This window comes from Agrobacterium sp. SUL3, from assembly GCF_001263295.1.
GTDB classification, from domain to species: Bacteria; Pseudomonadota; Alphaproteobacteria; order Rhizobiales; family Rhizobiaceae; genus Agrobacterium; species Agrobacterium tomkonis.
The window spans coordinates 75781-90526 of sequence record NZ_KQ414502.1; the positions used below are offsets into that span (position 1 = coordinate 75781).

The 14746-nt window shown below is 59.9% G+C and carries 14 protein-coding genes and 1 pseudogene; 6 read left to right on the forward strand and 9 right to left on the reverse strand.

The features are described 5' to 3' along the window. Window positions 1-9 precede the first annotated feature (9 nt). From AKG12_RS11520 to blh, 4 genes are read right to left on the reverse strand one after another with little or no spacing between them, the layout of a single operon-like run. Window positions 10-447 carry a YeeE/YedE family protein gene (locus AKG12_RS11520; protein ID WP_052818895.1) on the reverse strand — a complete coding sequence of 146 codons (438 nt, stop codon included), beginning with the start codon at window positions 445-447 and terminating at the stop codon, window positions 10-12. After that, a complete protein-coding gene (locus tag AKG12_RS11525) occupies window positions 444-851 on the reverse strand; it encodes a YeeE/YedE family protein (protein ID WP_052818896.1) in 408 nt (135 codons plus the stop codon). The genes AKG12_RS11520 and AKG12_RS11525 overlap by 4 nt, the downstream gene beginning before the upstream one ends. Further along, window positions 848-1201 (reverse strand): sulfite-sensing transcriptional repressor BigR, encoded by a 354-nt coding sequence (gene bigR / locus AKG12_RS11530; protein ID WP_052818897.1) that lies wholly within the window; start codon window positions 1199-1201, stop codon window positions 848-850. The genes AKG12_RS11525 and bigR overlap by 4 nt, the downstream gene beginning before the upstream one ends. Beyond that, window positions 1195-2490, reverse strand: a complete 1296-nt coding sequence (gene blh / locus AKG12_RS11535) for a bifunctional sulfur transferase/dioxygenase Blh (RefSeq protein ID WP_052818898.1) — start codon at window positions 2488-2490, stop codon at window positions 1195-1197. Before blh ends, bigR begins: the two co-directional genes overlap by 7 nt. 260 nt (window positions 2491-2750) lie before the next feature. On the opposite strand from blh, the gene AKG12_RS11540 reads away from it, so the two are divergent. Continuing rightward, window positions 2751-3482: a FadR/GntR family transcriptional regulator gene (locus AKG12_RS11540; protein WP_046801915.1), complete on the forward strand. Its 732-nt coding sequence runs from the start codon at window positions 2751-2753 to the stop codon at window positions 3480-3482. Window positions 3483-3508: 26 nt separating this feature from the next. On the opposite strand, the pseudogene AKG12_RS11545 reads toward AKG12_RS11540, so the two are convergent. Next, window positions 3509-4165 (reverse strand): annotated as a pseudogene (locus AKG12_RS11545) (LysE family translocator). 318 nt (window positions 4166-4483) lie between these two features. Here AKG12_RS11545 and AKG12_RS11555 point away from each other — a divergent pair. Genes AKG12_RS11555 through AKG12_RS11570 form a run of 4 tightly spaced genes read left to right on the forward strand, consistent with a single transcriptional unit; the run spans window position 4484 to window position 7992 of the window. Next, window positions 4484-5506 carry an ABC transporter permease gene (locus AKG12_RS11555; protein WP_046801475.1) on the forward strand — a complete coding sequence of 341 codons (1023 nt, stop codon included), beginning with the start codon at window positions 4484-4486 and terminating at the stop codon, window positions 5504-5506. Beyond that, the gene (locus AKG12_RS11560; RefSeq protein WP_052818900.1) at window positions 5506-6393 is read left to right on the forward strand and encodes an ABC transporter permease; all 888 of its coding nucleotides are present in this window, start codon (window positions 5506-5508) and stop codon (window positions 6391-6393) included. Before AKG12_RS11555 ends, AKG12_RS11560 begins: the two co-directional genes overlap by 1 nt. 4 nt (window positions 6394-6397) lie before the next feature. Then, window positions 6398-7234, forward strand: a complete 837-nt coding sequence (locus tag AKG12_RS11565; RefSeq protein WP_052818901.1) for an ABC transporter ATP-binding protein — start codon at window positions 6398-6400, stop codon at window positions 7232-7234. Continuing rightward, window positions 7234-7992, forward strand: coding sequence for an ABC transporter ATP-binding protein (locus AKG12_RS11570; RefSeq protein WP_046801472.1), 759 nt, complete (start codon window positions 7234-7236; stop codon window positions 7990-7992). The genes AKG12_RS11565 and AKG12_RS11570 overlap by 1 nt, the downstream gene beginning before the upstream one ends. A 407-nt stretch (window positions 7993-8399) precedes the next feature. On the opposite strand, the gene AKG12_RS11575 is transcribed toward AKG12_RS11570, so the two are convergent. The 3 genes from AKG12_RS11575 to AKG12_RS11585 all read right to left on the reverse strand — a co-directional run bounded on the left by AKG12_RS11575 (window position 8400) and on the right by AKG12_RS11585 (window position 11864). Next, window positions 8400-9998, reverse strand: a complete 1599-nt coding sequence (locus AKG12_RS11575) for an ABC transporter substrate-binding protein (protein WP_052818902.1) — start codon at window positions 9996-9998, stop codon at window positions 8400-8402. A gap of 81 nt (window positions 9999-10079) precedes the next feature. After that, window positions 10080-10709: an SGNH/GDSL hydrolase family protein gene (locus AKG12_RS11580; protein ID WP_052818903.1), complete on the reverse strand. Its 630-nt coding sequence runs from the start codon at window positions 10707-10709 to the stop codon at window positions 10080-10082. 6 nt (window positions 10710-10715) lie between these two features. Then, window positions 10716-11864, reverse strand: coding sequence for a mandelate racemase family protein (locus tag AKG12_RS11585; protein WP_046801469.1), 1149 nt, complete (start codon window positions 11862-11864; stop codon window positions 10716-10718). 422 nt (window positions 11865-12286) lie between these two features. Between AKG12_RS11585 and AKG12_RS11595 the strand changes: the two genes are divergently transcribed. Then, window positions 12287-13315 carry an LLM class flavin-dependent oxidoreductase gene (locus AKG12_RS11595; RefSeq protein WP_052819075.1) on the forward strand — a complete coding sequence of 343 codons (1029 nt, stop codon included), beginning with the start codon at window positions 12287-12289 and terminating at the stop codon, window positions 13313-13315. Window positions 13316-13397: 82 nt separating this feature from the next. Here the strand turns inward: AKG12_RS11595 and AKG12_RS11600 are convergent, their stop codons facing one another. Then, the gene (locus tag AKG12_RS11600) at window positions 13398-14705 is read right to left on the reverse strand and encodes an NtaA/DmoA family FMN-dependent monooxygenase (protein ID WP_052818905.1); all 1308 of its coding nucleotides are present in this window, start codon (window positions 14703-14705) and stop codon (window positions 13398-13400) included. Window positions 14706-14746 lie beyond the last annotated feature (41 nt).

The window sequence follows — 14746 nt, forward strand, 5'->3', positions numbered from 1 at the left end:
CCGGTTGCGTTATGGCTCTTTTGCCACGAGGCGATCATGCGCCAACATGCCTGCAATCATGGCGCAGACGAAAAGAATGACCGGCAGAAGCCCAAGAGCAAAAGCCGACAGTGCCGGGCCGGGGCAAAAACCGGCAATCCCCCAACCGATGCCGAAAATGGCCGAACCAAGGATAAGGGGCCGGTCGATGCGGGTTTTTGCCGGAAGGCTGAAGTCGTCGGCAAGAACCGGTCTGCCAATAAAACGGCTGAGCAGGACACCCGGCACGGCGACCGAGACTGCACCGCCAAGAACAAACATTAGGCTCGGGTCCCAATGGCCGCTCGCCAGATCAAGAAAACCTGAAACGCGGGCCGGATCGACCATGCCGGAGAGCGACAGACCGAAACCGAACAGTGTTCCTGCAACCAATGCCAGCATAACACGCGCCATGGCTTGATTTTTCATGACAGTGCTCCCGCGATCGTTGCCGCGAGAATGCCGGTGATCAGGAAGGTTGCGGTTGCGGCGATGGAGCGCCGGGAAAATCGCGCCAGCCCCATGATGCCGTGGCCGGAAGTGCAGCCGGAGCCCATGCGCGTGCCGAAACCCACAAGCAGGCCGGCAATGATGATCAGCGGCCATGGGGCGATTATGGTTATCGTGGGAAGCTGGCCAAATGCGGCCGCATAAAGATAGGGCCCGGCCAGCAGGCCAGCCACGAAAGCCAGATCGGTGAGACGCCGCTCCCTGCCGAGCATCTTGCCCATGATACCGCTGATGCCGGCGATGCGGCCGTTGAACAAAAACAGGAGGATGCTTGCAAGACCGAGAAGCATGCCGCCGAAAAGCGAGGGCCAATAGGGGCTCACGGGGCCGCCTCCGGTGCACAGAATATGGCGTAGAGAGCTTCGATAAGCTGGGCCGCTTTCGTCTCGCTCATCCGGTAGAAAATCTGCTTGGCTTCGCGCCGGGTTTCGACGACACCCGCTTCCCGCAGCACGCCGAGCTGCTGGGAAAGTGTGGGTTGGTGAATATCAAGCTTCGTCTCCAGTTCGCCGACGGAAAATTCGGCCTGGGCCAGCGTACAGGCGAGCATCAGCCGGGCGGGATGGGCGAGTGTTTTTAAAAGCAGCGCAACTTCGACCGCGCGTTCCTCCATGGCGGGCAGGGGGATTTCGGTGATGCGCCGAGCCTGTTGCAAGTTATTGTCCTTCACCATGTGCTGCCCTCCAGCACATCGAGCGGGAATTTGAGGTAACGTTTGCCATTGGCCTCCGGCTCCGGCAGGCGGCCACCACGGATATTGACCTGCAGCGCGTGCAGAATGAGCTTGGGCATGGGCAAGGTGCGATCCCGAGCTTCGCGCAGGCGGATGAAGCCTTCTTCCGTCATGTCGGCCAGATGCGGATTGTTGCGTTTCTGTTCTCCGACCGTGCTTTCCCATTTCGGCGCGCGGCCGCCGGGCTGGTAGTCATGGCCGGTGAAAAGCCGTGTTTCGTCAGGAAGGGCAAGGATATCCTGAATGGAAGCCCAAAGCTCCTTGGCGCTGCCGCCTGGAAAATCGGCTCGGGCTGTGCCGGAATCCGGCATGAAAACCGTATCATGCACAAAGGCGGCGTCGCCTACCACATAGGTGACGGAAGCCAGCGTGTGTCCGGGCGAAAACAGCACGCGGGTCTCCAGCGAACCGATGTTGAACCTGTCACCCGCTTCAAACAGCCGGTCCCATTGCGAGCCATCGGTCTCAAGATCGGGCCAGTTGTATTTCGCCTGCCAGAGTTTCTGTACGCCGGTAACTTTTGCGCCGATGGCGGTGTGTGCGCCGGTTTTCTGTTTCAGATAATGGGCGGCGGAAAAATGGTCGGCATGCGGATGGGTATCGAGAATCCATTCTACCGACAGGCCCTCGTTTTCGACGTAGGCCAGAATGGCATCGGCATTCATCGTGCCCGTCGCGCCGGATTTCTCATCAAAATCATAGACGGGGTCGATAATGGCGCAGCGTCCGGTCGCTGGGTCCGAAACGACATATTGCAGGCTGGATGTACGCGGATCGAAGAAGGCCTTGACGTGTGGCGCCGCCAAAGACCGCCGCTCCAGCCAGCGAACCGCACCGGACAGGTCAAAACCATGCGTCCTGCCGAAAGCCTCGATTTCGCTTTGCTGCATACGCGCGTCAAGCGCTTCTCCGAGCACGTAGAGCGTCAACGCGCGGGTGCCGCCTTTGCAATGGGCAAAAACAGGGCCGTCAGCCGCAGCCATCGCCTGCTGGAAGGCGCGAATATCGGCCTCGGTCATGGTCGGCCCGGTGACCGGAATGAAATTATAAGTCAGACCTGCCGTACCGGCGGCGCTTTTTTCCCGCATGTTGCCCGGCTGGCCGACATCTTCGTCATCCGGTCGGGCGTTAATGATGCTTTTATATCCTTGAGCGGAGAGCGAAGGGAAATCGGCGATCTCCGGCTGGCCGGCTACGGTCAGGCGCTCATTGATCTTCACGGCGCTCATCAGCATCTCCTGTTGTTCTAAATTAATATACGTTATTATATAATGTATATTGTTTCCATGCAAGAGCTGGAAATTTCTTTTCGAGTGACTGGATTGATTTGACATCCTTCGTGACAGGGCATTCTGGCTGGTGCAAGGCATCGCCCAAGATGGATGACCGCGAGGAGCAGGCAAGGCAGCCAATCGTCAAGGCGCCCGGCCCTTGCAATGTTGCGGGCGTTTGCTAACATGCCAGACAGGTTAAAAACAGGTGGGCTGGAATGGACGTTGAGAGCAGCACGAAGCAGGGGGTATCGCTCGCGGCGAAAATCAGTTCGGCACTGAGGCGGGATTTGTCGGAGGGCGTGTTCCGTCCCGGTGACCGTCTTCCGAGCGAGAGCGCCCTGACGCGTGAATATTCCGTAAGCCGTACCGTCGTGCGCGAGGCCATCGCCATTCTGCGCGCCGATGGTCTCGTTGAAGCCCGCAAGGGCGCGGGCGTTTTTGCCGTGGAGACGAAACCAGCCAAGGAACTGCCCTTCAACGATCTGGCTATCGGGCGGATTTCTTCGGTGATCGAATTGCTGGAATTGCGCACGGTTTTCGAGGTCGAATCCGCCGGCCTTGCGGCATCGCGCCGTTCCGCCGTGCAGGTGGAGGCGATTGTCGATGCGCACCGGCGGATTGGTGACTGCCTGGCCGCCGGGCTGCCGACAAGGGACGCCGATTTCGAATTCCATCTGGCGATTGCGCAGGCGACGCAGAACCGGCGTTTTCCGGAATTTCTGCAACTCATCCGTTCCGGCATCATCCCGCGCGGCGAATTGCAGGGTGCGGCACCCGGCGCACGTCCGAAGGACTATAATCTCCATCTGCAGGAAGAACATGCCAGGATCGTCGATGCCATCATAGAAAGCGATGCGGATGCCGCGCGCCAATATATGGCGGCGCATCTGCGCGGCAGTCTGGAACGTTACAAGGTGCTTCTGCGCTCCCGTACAGCGGCGGAGTAAGCGGGAAACATAGTTAGCTCAATGGCTTACGTGCTTGCCCGGCGATAAAGCGCCAGAGAGGCGGCAAGCGTCAACAGCGCGCCGCCGCAAATCCGGTCGAGCCACAGGGCGCCGGATTTGCGTAACATTCTGACGGCCTGTGCGCCCAGCAGGGCATATCCGAACATCACGATGAAATCGATGGCGGCAAAGACCATCGCAAGCACGCATATTGCGGAATTTGCGGCGCTAAAGGGTTGATGAACTGCGGCAGGAAAGCAGAAAAGAACAGATAGCCCTTGGGGTTGGTCGCCGCGACCAGAGTGCTTTGAGGAAGATCGAGCGCGCGGATGTTGCCCTGTTCCTATCTGCCGGTTGCAGCGCGCCGTCGAGCTTGCTTCTGGAGCGAAGCAGCATGAAGCGAGAAAGACAAGATAACAGACGCCCACCCATTTAACGACGTTGAACCAGAATTCCGAGGCAGCGAGCAGGGCTCCCAGCCCCAGCCCCAGCCCCAGCCCCAGCCCCAGTGCAACCGCACCGATTAGAACGAAATCGGAGAGAATGGCGCGGGCCATGCCGGTCAAAGTGCACGGAATTCCGAATTTCGAGCCATCCGAGAGTGCCAGCAGAACAGTCGGAGCGGGCGTCGCGATACCGACGAAAGCGACCATGGCAAATGCCAGAAGCGTCATATCGGCCATCTCTTGCTCTCCGCCGGAAGCCCTCGATGTTGTCGGTAGTGTCGTGGAACTGCACCCGCGCCGGCATATTTTCGAAGCGGAAGAACACCGGCTTTTGCGGTTGCAGCAACGCAGGCGGTTCATTTTCCCGCGAAGTAGAAACGCCGGTAACCGCAGGGTGAAATTTCCACCGGGAGAAATTTTTTGGAGCCTTTGGCACTATCGATTTTGCCGACCCGTGCTTGACAGCTTTCGACACCTGTGACAACTTGCGAATAGTTGTCAGACAGGATTGCGCTATCATCCTTGCGTCGGTCGGTTTCTGGCAAGGGAGGAATCATGTCAAAAAGACGCCTTTCGCTTTATGGCCTGTCCGGCCAGATCGGAAGTATTGCCGTTACGCTGCTTGGATTGCTGTTGCTGACCTTCTTTATCGGCCGACTGATGCCTGCCGATCCGGTGCGGGCGATCGTCGGCGAGGATGCAACTCGCGAAACCTATGAACAGGTGTATCATGCGCTCGGCTTCGACCGTCCGCTCTGGCAGCAGTTCATCTATTATCTCGGCGATGTGTTCACCGGCGATTTCGGCACCTCGATCCGCACCGGCCGTCCGGTCATCGAGGACATCATACGCGTCATGCCGGCGACGATGGAGCTTGCGACCTTTGCGATCCTGATCGGTGCTGGCCTCGGCATTCCCATGGGGGTTTATGCCGCCGTCAAGAAAGACCGCTGGCAGGACCATCTTGTGCGGGTTCTCAGCCTGTTCGGCCATTCCATGCCGATTTTCTGGACCGGCATGATCGCGCTGATCGTTTTTTATGCCCATCTCGGCCTTGTCGGCGGCGGCGGTCGCATGGACCAGTTCTATATCGGCCTGGTGGAGGAACGGACGGGCTTTCTTCTGATCGACAGCCTGCTTGCGGGCGATATGGAAGTGTTTTGGTCGGCCATCAATCACCTCATCCTTCCCGCCGCCTTGCTGGGCTATTCTTCGTCCGCCTATATTACCCGAATGACACGCAGCTTCATGCTGGATCAGCTGGGGCAGGAATATGTAACGACAGCCCGCGTCAAAGGTCTGTCGCAGCGGCAGACCGTGTGGCTGCATGCTTTTGGCAATATCCGCGTGCAGCTGGTCACCATCATTGCCCTTGCTTACGGCTCGCTGCTGGAAGGCGCGGTGCTGATCGAGACCGTCTTTGCCTGGCCGGGTTTCGGGCAATATCTCACCAGCAATCTTATCATCGGCGACATGAATGCCGTGATGACCTGCGTTCTGATCGTCGGTGTCATCTTCATCGGGCTTAATCTCCTGTCCGACATTCTCTATCGCTTTTTCGATCCGAGGACCCGCTGATGACGGCTCGTGCAGAAACTTCCTCTCGTCTTCCGGTGCCGTTGAACGCGCTGAAGAACATCATCCTCTTCCTGCTGAAAAGCCCGACATCGGCCTTCGGCCTGTTGATCTTGCTGCTTCTCGTCATTTCGGCGATTTTCGCGCCCTGGCTCGCGACGCACGATCCTTACGTGCAGGATCTCGCCAACACGCTGCAGCCACCCGGCAATGGCCATGTCTTCGGTACGGATGAGCTGGGGCGAGATATTTACAGCCGCCTGCTCTGGGGCGCGCGCATTACGCTCACCATCATCACGCTGGTGTCGGTCATCGTCGGCCCGGTCGGTCTTCTGGTCGGCACGGCATCCGGTTATCTCGGAGGCAAGTTCGATACGGTGATGATGCGTATCACGGATATCTTCCTGTCGTTCCCGAGCCTCATCCTGTCGCTCGCCTTCGTCGCAGCACTCGGGCCGAGCCTCAACAATGCGATCATCGCCATTGCGCTCACCTCGTGGCCGCCGATCGCGCGTCTTGCCCGCGCCGAGGCCATGACCTTCCGTAAAGCGGATTATATCGCCGCCGCGCGGCTTCAGGGCGCCTCGCCACTGCGCATCATCGTCAAGTCGATCATGCCCATGTGCCTGCCCTCGGTTCTCATCCGCCTGACGCTGAATATGGCCACCGTCATTCTCACCGCCGCCGGCCTCGGCTTTCTCGGGCTCGGCGCGCAGCCGCCGCTGCCGGAATGGGGGGCGATGATCGCTACGGGACGACGTTACATGCTGGATAGCTGGTGGCTGGTGACTTTCCCCGGGGTCGCGATCCTCTCCGTCAGCCTCGCCTTCAATCTTTTAGGCGACGGCCTGCGGGATGCGCTCGATCCCAAGCAGATGAACCGGAGATAAGACCATGGAAAAACCAATCCTTGACGTCGAAAATCTCCGCATTCGTTACGGCGGCTCGCCCACCGAGGCGGTGCGCGGCATCTCCTTCACCCTTGGCCGGGAGCGGCTGGGCATCGTCGGCGAAAGCGGCTCGGGCAAATCCACCGTCGGCCGTGCCCTTCTGCGCCTCCTGCCATCAGCGACGATCACCGCCGACAAGCTGGATTTCGAGGGTCTCGATCTTCTCGCGCTGAGCGAAAAAGAGATGCTGAAGGTTCGTGGGCGACGCATGTCGATGATCCTTCAGGATCCGAAATTCTCCCTTAACCCCATCCGCCGGGTTGGCGAACAGGTGACGGAAACCTATCTTCGCCACTTCAAGGCGTCGAAGTCAGAGGCCCGGGAAAAGGCGCTGGCCATGCTCGATGCGGTGAAAATCCGCGATGCCGCCCGTGTCTATGAGCAATATCCGCACGAGATCTCAGGCGGCATGGGCCAGCGCGTCATGATCGCCATGATGCTGCTTGCCGATCCCGATCTCGTCATTGCCGACGAGCCGACCTCAGCGCTTGACGTGACTGTGCGGTTGCAGGTGCTGAATATTCTCGACGGTCTGGTGCGGGATCGCGGCATTGGCCTGATCATGATCAGCCATGACCTCAATCTCGTGCGCAATTTCTGCGACCGGGTTCTCATCATGTATGCCGGCCGCGTGGTGGAAACGCTTGCCGCGCGCGATCTCGATCAGGCGCAACATCCCTATACGCGCGGCCTGTTGGCGGCGCAGCCGCGCATCGGCGGCTCGCGCTCACCGCTCGCGGTGCTGGATCGCCGTCCCGAATGGCTGGAGGAGAACGTATAATGGCCGTTTCCGTTGAAACCCGCGATCTCTCCATCACCTTCGGCAGCGGCCATACGGCCCTGAAAGTGCTGCCTTCGGTATCCTTCCGTGTCGAGCCGGGCGAATGTTTCGGGCTGGTCGGCGAGAGCGGTTCGGGCAAGTCCACCGTTCTGCGCTGCGTGTCGATGCTGAATGATTTCTGGAGCGGGGAAATCCTCATCAATGGCCGGTCGGTGCGTGACATGCCGCTGATCGAACGATGCCGCACCCTGCAGATGGTGTTTCAGGATCCATATGGTTCGCTGCATCCCCGCCAGTCGGTGCGCACCGTGCTTTCGGAATCGCTTGCGATCCACAAGCTCGGTGACCGTGAAGAGCGCATGCGCAAGGTCATCACCGATGTCGGCTTGCCCGTCTCCTTTCTCGACCGATTTCCGCACCAGCTTTCCGGCGGCCAGCGGCAGCGCGTGGCGATTGCCCGGGCGCTGATCCTCGAACCGTCGCTGCTCCTGCTTGATGAGCCGACCTCGGCGCTCGATGTCTCGGTGCAGGCGGAAATCCTCAACCTCCTCCAGCGCCTGCGGGAAGAGCGCGGCTTCACCTATATCATGGTGACCCACGATCTCGCCGTGGTCGATCATATGTGCGACCGCTTTGCGGTGATGCTGCGCGGCGAAATTACCGAAATCCTGCCGCGCGAGGCTATCGCCGGCAATGGCGCGACGCATCCCTATGCGCGCGAACTGATCGGCGCCTCGCTGGAATATGAAGGCGCGTGACGGCTCCAAGAACGTGACCGTCCTCCTCCGGGGCATCACGATAATAACATCCTCCTTCCTTGCCCGGCCTCCCTGTCGGGCATTTTTTTGGGATGGCTTGAGAGGAGCAGGCCGGCAACTGCACCATCGGGTATTGACGTAATGATGAAGCAGGAACGGGCGATGTTTTGCTGGGCTCCCTCCCACCGTCATACCGGCCTTGAGCCGGTATCCAGCCAGCCCAAGTCCTTGGGCTGAAAGGACTCTTTCCGCCATGCAGACGCACGTCGGCTGGATTCCGGCTCAAGGCCGGAATGACGGAAGCGATATGTTTTCGCCAGTTGGAGCCGCTCTGTGCAGTCTTGCCGCCAACAAAAAAGGCGCGGGGTAAGCCGCGCCTTTTCCTGAGTAACCGCTGTGTCGGCGAATTACCGATCCTTGCTCACCTCTTCAAACCGCGAAAGCCAGGGGCTGACGATCATGCCCTTGACGTCACTGCGGAAGGCGGCGGTGTCGATGACTTCCGAGAAGGGCTGAATGGACATGACGATCTCGTCCATATAGCCCTGCAGGTCCTCATATAGCTTCGTCTGCTTCGCCACGTCACGCTCGACCAGCGCTGCCTCGATCATCTTGTTCAGCTTCTCATCGAAGAAGCTGGTGCGCCAGCTCTGATAATTGGTGAGCTTGGCGTCGTCGGCATTGTTCGGATTATAGGCGATGGAGCGCAGATTGTTGTCGGGATGCGGCTGCTGGCCGCCGCCGCCGCGGCCGAGCAGCAGTTCGAAATTCCGCTCGCGCATCGCGCCGTAGATCTGGTCGCCGGAGCCGCTGATCAACTCGGCCTGAATGCCGGCCTGGGCAAGCGTGTTCTGGATCGCCGTTGCCGCCTTCATGAAGGGGTCTTCGGAAAGCACGCGAAGCGTCGTCTTGAAACCGTTGGGGTAACCGGCTTCGGCCAGAAGCGCCTTGGCTTTTGCGATGTCGAGCTTGTAGCCCTGGTCCGGCAGCGCGCCCATGACGCCGGTGCTGAGCGAGCGCTGATGCAGCTTGCCGTAATAGGGCATGACCGCCTTGTCGAGACCGTCGTAATCGATCAGGTAACGCAGGGCCTCGCGCACCTTCTTGTTGGCGAATTTCTCATCCTTCATCGAAACGCTGAGGTAATAAAAACCGGAGCCGGGTGTGGATTCAATGGTGACGGTCTTGTCGGCCTCAAGCGATTTCAGGTCCGGGGCCTGCAGGGAATAGGCAACGTCGATATCGCCTTTTTCCAGCATCAGCCGTTGCGATTGCGATTCCGGCAGATGACGCATCAAGATGCGCTTCATCTTGGCCTTTTCGCCCCAATAATCGTCATTGCGGGTGAGGATGATATATTCGTTGGATTTCCACTGGGTCAGCTTGAAGGGGCCGGAGCCGGCGGAATTCAGCGTCAGCCATGCGCCGCCCAGATCGCCGTCCTTTTCATTCTCAAGCGCCGTCTTGCTGTCGATGATCGAGCCGGGGCCGTTCTGCGCAAGGATCATCAGCAGAAGGTTGGGGTCGTCGGGTTTCGGGATATTCAGCACGAAGGTCTGGTCGTTCTCAGCGACGAAGAGCTTGTCGGCTTCCTCGAGCTTGAAGCCGCGGGTTTTCAGGAAGGACGATTGCGCCAGGTTGCGGGCGAGCAGGCGTTTCAGGCTCCATGCCACGTCCTTGGCCGTCACGGCGTTGCCGGACGCGAATTTGGCATCGGCACGCAGATGGAAACGGATGGATTTCCGGTCTTCGGCAATTTCCCAGCGTTCGGCAAGGCGGGGCTGAACACTGCGATCCTCAGGGGAAAGCACGACCAGCGTGTCATAGACGTTGTTCAAGACCTGCACGGTTTCGCGGCCGGTAATGGCGGCGGGGTCGAGGGTGAGGATATTGCTCATGGTCGTGGCGACGATAAGCTGGTCTTTCGGCGTTTCGGCAAAGCTGCTGAGCGGCATGGCGCCGATCAGCAATGCGCCAAGTGCTGCGGTTGCAAGAAAATGTCTCATCTTTCCTCCCAATACGGCCGGTTCATACGGCCTTTCCACGTTTTGATCCACACGCCCGGTTCCTCCTCGGGCGTCGCAGGATCAGCCAAGAATCTCTCTGACGGGTGCGACGAGCGCCCGGCCGATTGCGGCTGTTGCCGGTGCTTCCAGATGCACGCCATCCACCGGTGAGGCGCTGGCCACCGACCCGGCATCGAAGAATGCGTGTCCGAGTTCGGCGGCGAGCTTGCGGTAAAGCGGCGCAAGCCTGAGCGATTGCCCGATATCGCGCCCGCCCGCCGGTTCTCCGCCGGGACCGGCGACGCAGGGTGGCGGGGCGACGATCAGCAGTTTCGGTACGGCCTCGCGCGGTTTGTAGATGAAGGTTTCGACGATCTGCGCCAGCCGCCGCATGCCGGAAACGGCGGCTTCCGCCCGCCCGCCATGCACCGGCTTGATGTCATTGGTGCCGAGCATGATGATGACGAGATCAAGCGGCATGTGGCATGAAAGCGCAACTTCCAGCGCCCGCGCGCCGTTGCGGCAGGCGGGGCCGGCATGGTCGTCATAACAGGTGGTGCGCCCGCCAAGCCCTTCCGGGTGAACCTTCACCTTTCCGGTAAGCGCGGCCTCCAGCACCTCCGGCCAGCGGTTTTCAACGGGGTGCCGGAGACCCGTGGCCGGGTCCGCGCCCCAGGTGAGGCTGTCTCCGAAGGCGAGCACCGTTTTCATTACCCGTTACCTCACCCGGTTGTTGTCGATGAAGGTAAAATCGATGTCCTCGCCAAGGCCCGGCCGATCAGGGACATGCACGAAGCCGTCGCCATCCATCGGGTCGGACAGCGACTTCAGATAATCGTGGCCGTCATCATATTCGAGGAAGGGGTGCAACAGGCCGCGCTCATACCAGCGGCAATTCTTGGTGGCGGCGACCACATGCAGGTTCATGGCCGTGTTGCCATGCACCTCGCATTCCATGCCGAAGGCTTCGGCCAGATGCATGGTCTTCAGCGCCGGGGTGATGCCGCCGACATCATTGACGCCGGTGCGCAGAATATCGCAGGCGCCGGCCTTGATCCATTCGGCACGATGCCAATGCTTGCCGGCAGCGCTTTCTGGGCCGACGACCGGAATATCAAGATTGTCGGAAAGCCACTTGTAGGAGGATAGCGACTGTTCATCCATCGGCTCCTCGATCCAGTCGAAGCCGAGCTTTTCGAGGCCACGCCCGAGCGCCAGCGCATCGGTGCGGGAATACCAGTGGAAAGCGTCGATCATCAGGCGAATATCGGGTCCAACAGCCTCGCGCACGGCGGCGCAGGCCTTGAGGTCCATCTTCACATCCGGCGCCCAGCTGACGGGCGGCATCCAGGTGTGTAGCTTGATGCCCTTGTATCCGCGCTTCACCAGCGTTTCGGCAAAACGACCGTAATCTTCCGGCGTCGCCAGCCCGCCTTCCAGCTCGTCGCCGCACATGATGGAGCCATAGGCCAGCACCTTGTCGCGATAACCGCCGATCAACTTGTATACAGGTTGGTTGAGCGAGCGGCCGGCGAGGTCCCATAGGGCGCAATCAACCACCGCCAGCGTGCGGTCGGTCAGCTGCGCGGCCGATCCGCGCTGCCAGTGGGCAAGGTCCTGCCACAGCCGCTCCCGGTCGCGATGGTCCTCACCGATCAGGACTTTCTTGACGAATTTTTCGATGACATGCGGGCGAACGATCTCCGGCGCCGTGAAGGAATGACCTTCCTGCCCATCTTCCGTGCGGATGGTCAGCATGGCCTGTTCCACCTGATGCGCCGGACCCGGATGCGCGTGACCGGCACTGTCCGAGTGCCGACGGGTCGTCGTGCGGAAAACACGGACCTCGACGTCGGTGATGATCATAATTCCTCCCTCGTGCAGGTATCGCAGCGTTCATGATTGCTGCAATGTCATACATGTCTGCGTTATTTGTCAACATGTATGATAATCTGTATTACATGTTTGAGGCGGAAATCAAGTTTTTGTCGGCTGGCCCGTATCTGGCGTCGTGGGCCAGACCGGCTTTGTGGCTGGCAGAAACGGCGAAAGGAGCGCGGGAAGTGGAGAGCTGGACGCGGCAGGATTGTCGCGAATAACCTATAATTTTAGTAGACTATTGAATCGCGCAACGATCTTTCAACAATGACCGGGACTATAAAAGACCATGCCGTGCAAGCTGAGCCCCTCATCAGGCATTCTGCTGGAGTATGCGCGGCACGGAAGAACGGCCGCAGCAGCATCGCCTGAGCCCATCTTCCGTCAACAACCATTCCCGGACGTGCACTATGCCTCTCTCCCGTATTTCCCATTTCGCTTTTCTGGTTCCCGGCAATTATCACGATGATGACCCCGCAAAGGGGCTGGAGGAAACCCTGCAGCTTTTCGAAGCCGGAGAGGCGCTGGGTTATCACAGCGCCTGGGTGCGTCAGCGCCATCTGGAACGGGGCGTTTCCTCGGCAGCCACCTTTCTCGCCGCTGCATCGCAGCGCACGAAGCGGATCGGGCTGGGCACAGCCGTCATTCAGCTGGGTTATGAAAATCCTTTCAGGCTGGCCGAAGATCTCGCCACGGTTGATGTCCTGTCACACGGGCGGTTGAATGTTGGCGTTTCGGTGGGCGCGCCGCCCTTCGCGCATCTTATTTCGGATTATGTCGATAACGCTGCCGATGCGGATTACAGTCACGCCCGGGCGGAAAAGCTGGCGAAGGCGTTGAGATCGGAACCTTTATCCAGTGACACGGAGGCTGGAAATGCGGCCGGCGCGCAGGTGCCGCGCCTTCGTCCGTTAGCAAAGGGTTTGACCGACCGGCTGTGGTACGGCGGCGGATCGCAGAATTCCGCCCGATGGGCCGGCAAAGCAGGGTTCAATCTTCTGACCGGCAATATCGTCAGTGGCGAAAATACCGATGATTTTTTGACCGCGCAGGCGGCTCTCCTTGCCCGCTTCCGGCAGGAATGGGCGCATGAGCGCCAGCCGCGTGTCGCGCTTGGGCGGGTGATCCTGCCGACCGATAGTGCAAGCCCCGCGACACGCCGCCGTTATGCGGAATTCGCCGCTGAGCGTGACAAGCGCACGCATGCGCCGCATGGCGCGCGCCGCACGCTTTTCCTGCCCGACATCGTTGGCACGACTGAGGAGATTCTGGAGAAGCTGTCGCGTGATCCCGTGCTGCCGCATGTCTCTGAATTCCGTCTGGAATTGCCCTATGAGTTCCAGCCGGACGATTATCGCCAGATCGTCACGGATTTCGCGTCTGCCGTGCCGCAGCTTTCCGGCGGGCGGCCAGTTTTGAAAGTGGCGGCTGGCCAATAATATGCCCTTGCCCTCCATTGCCATGTACGGCGCAAAGGGGGGCGATGGAGGTGTGGCGCTTTACCCGCGCCCCATCCTTGGTTCAATCGGGATAAGGCAGACCATAGCGGTCGCGGATCGTCGCACCGTCATATTCACGCGGATAAACGCCGCGGTCCTGTAGCACCGGCACGACCTTTTCGACAAATTCGGCGATATCATCAGGCGCACGCGGCGGCTGCAGGGTGTAGCCATCAACCGTGCCATCCTGCCAGAGGTCGATAATGCCATCCGCCACCTCTTCCGGTGTGCCGAGCAGCAGCCGGTGATGTCCCTCGGAGCGGCGCACGGCCTCGCGGGCGGTGAGCTTCTCATGGGTCAGCAGCTCGGAAAGGCCAAGCCCCATGCCAACGGCCCATTGCCGGTTCTGGTCGGGAATGAAGCGCTCGCCATCGAGTTTTATGTCCGGGTTGAAATCGCGCGGATCAATGCCGTTTTCCTTGGCGAAACGCGCCAGAAGGCCGTCTTCCGAGCCGGTTCCGCTGAAGAGTTCATGCTTGCGCAGCGCTTCCTCACGGGTCTGACCGAGAATGACGACGAGGCCGGGAACGATGCGGATGCTTGCGGGATCGCGGCCGAAAGAGACGGCGCGGTCACGCACCTTTTTGCCGAAGGCCTGACCCGCCGGGCGTGACAGGATGTTGCAATAGATGATCTCGCCATGGCGAGCCGCCAGATCGATGCCACCTTCGGAAGCGCCGGCCTGCGCGATGACGGGATGTCCCTGCGGACCACGTGGAACGTTGAGTGGGCCTTTTACATGGAAATATTGCCCCTCGTGATCGATGGTTGCAGCCGTTGCCGCATCCCAGAAGCGGTCTTCCGGCACCTCACCTTCGCGGCGCGGATCCCAGCTAGACCAGAGCTTTTTCGCGACATCAAGAAATTCGGTGGCCTTGGCATAACGCTCGCTGCGTGGCGGCAGCGGATCGTTGCCGAAATTGGCAGCGACATTGGGATTGAAGGACGAGACGATATTGACGATCAACCGGCCACCCGTGACGACGTCGATAGACTGCGTCCGTCTCGCAAAATTATAGGGTGAATTATAGGTGGAGGATATGGTTGCCACGAAACCGATATCCGGCACCTGCGCGGCGAGCGATGTGGAGAGGATGAGGGGATCGATGGTGTGAAATGGGCGGCTTGCCGGGTCGGTCAGCAATGCCGGGTGATCGGAGAGGAAAACGGCGTCGAACCGGCCTTTGTGGGCCAGTTCCGTCAGCCGCCGATAATAGCCGATATCATTGATATCGTGCCGGTCTCCGCTTCTGTATTTCCAGGCATTGGGAAGATATCCCGTTGTGTTGATGCCGACATTGAGATTGAGCCGGCGTTCGGTCTTGCTCATGCTTTTACTTTTCCGTCTGTGTGGGGATTCCAGCCTGTAGC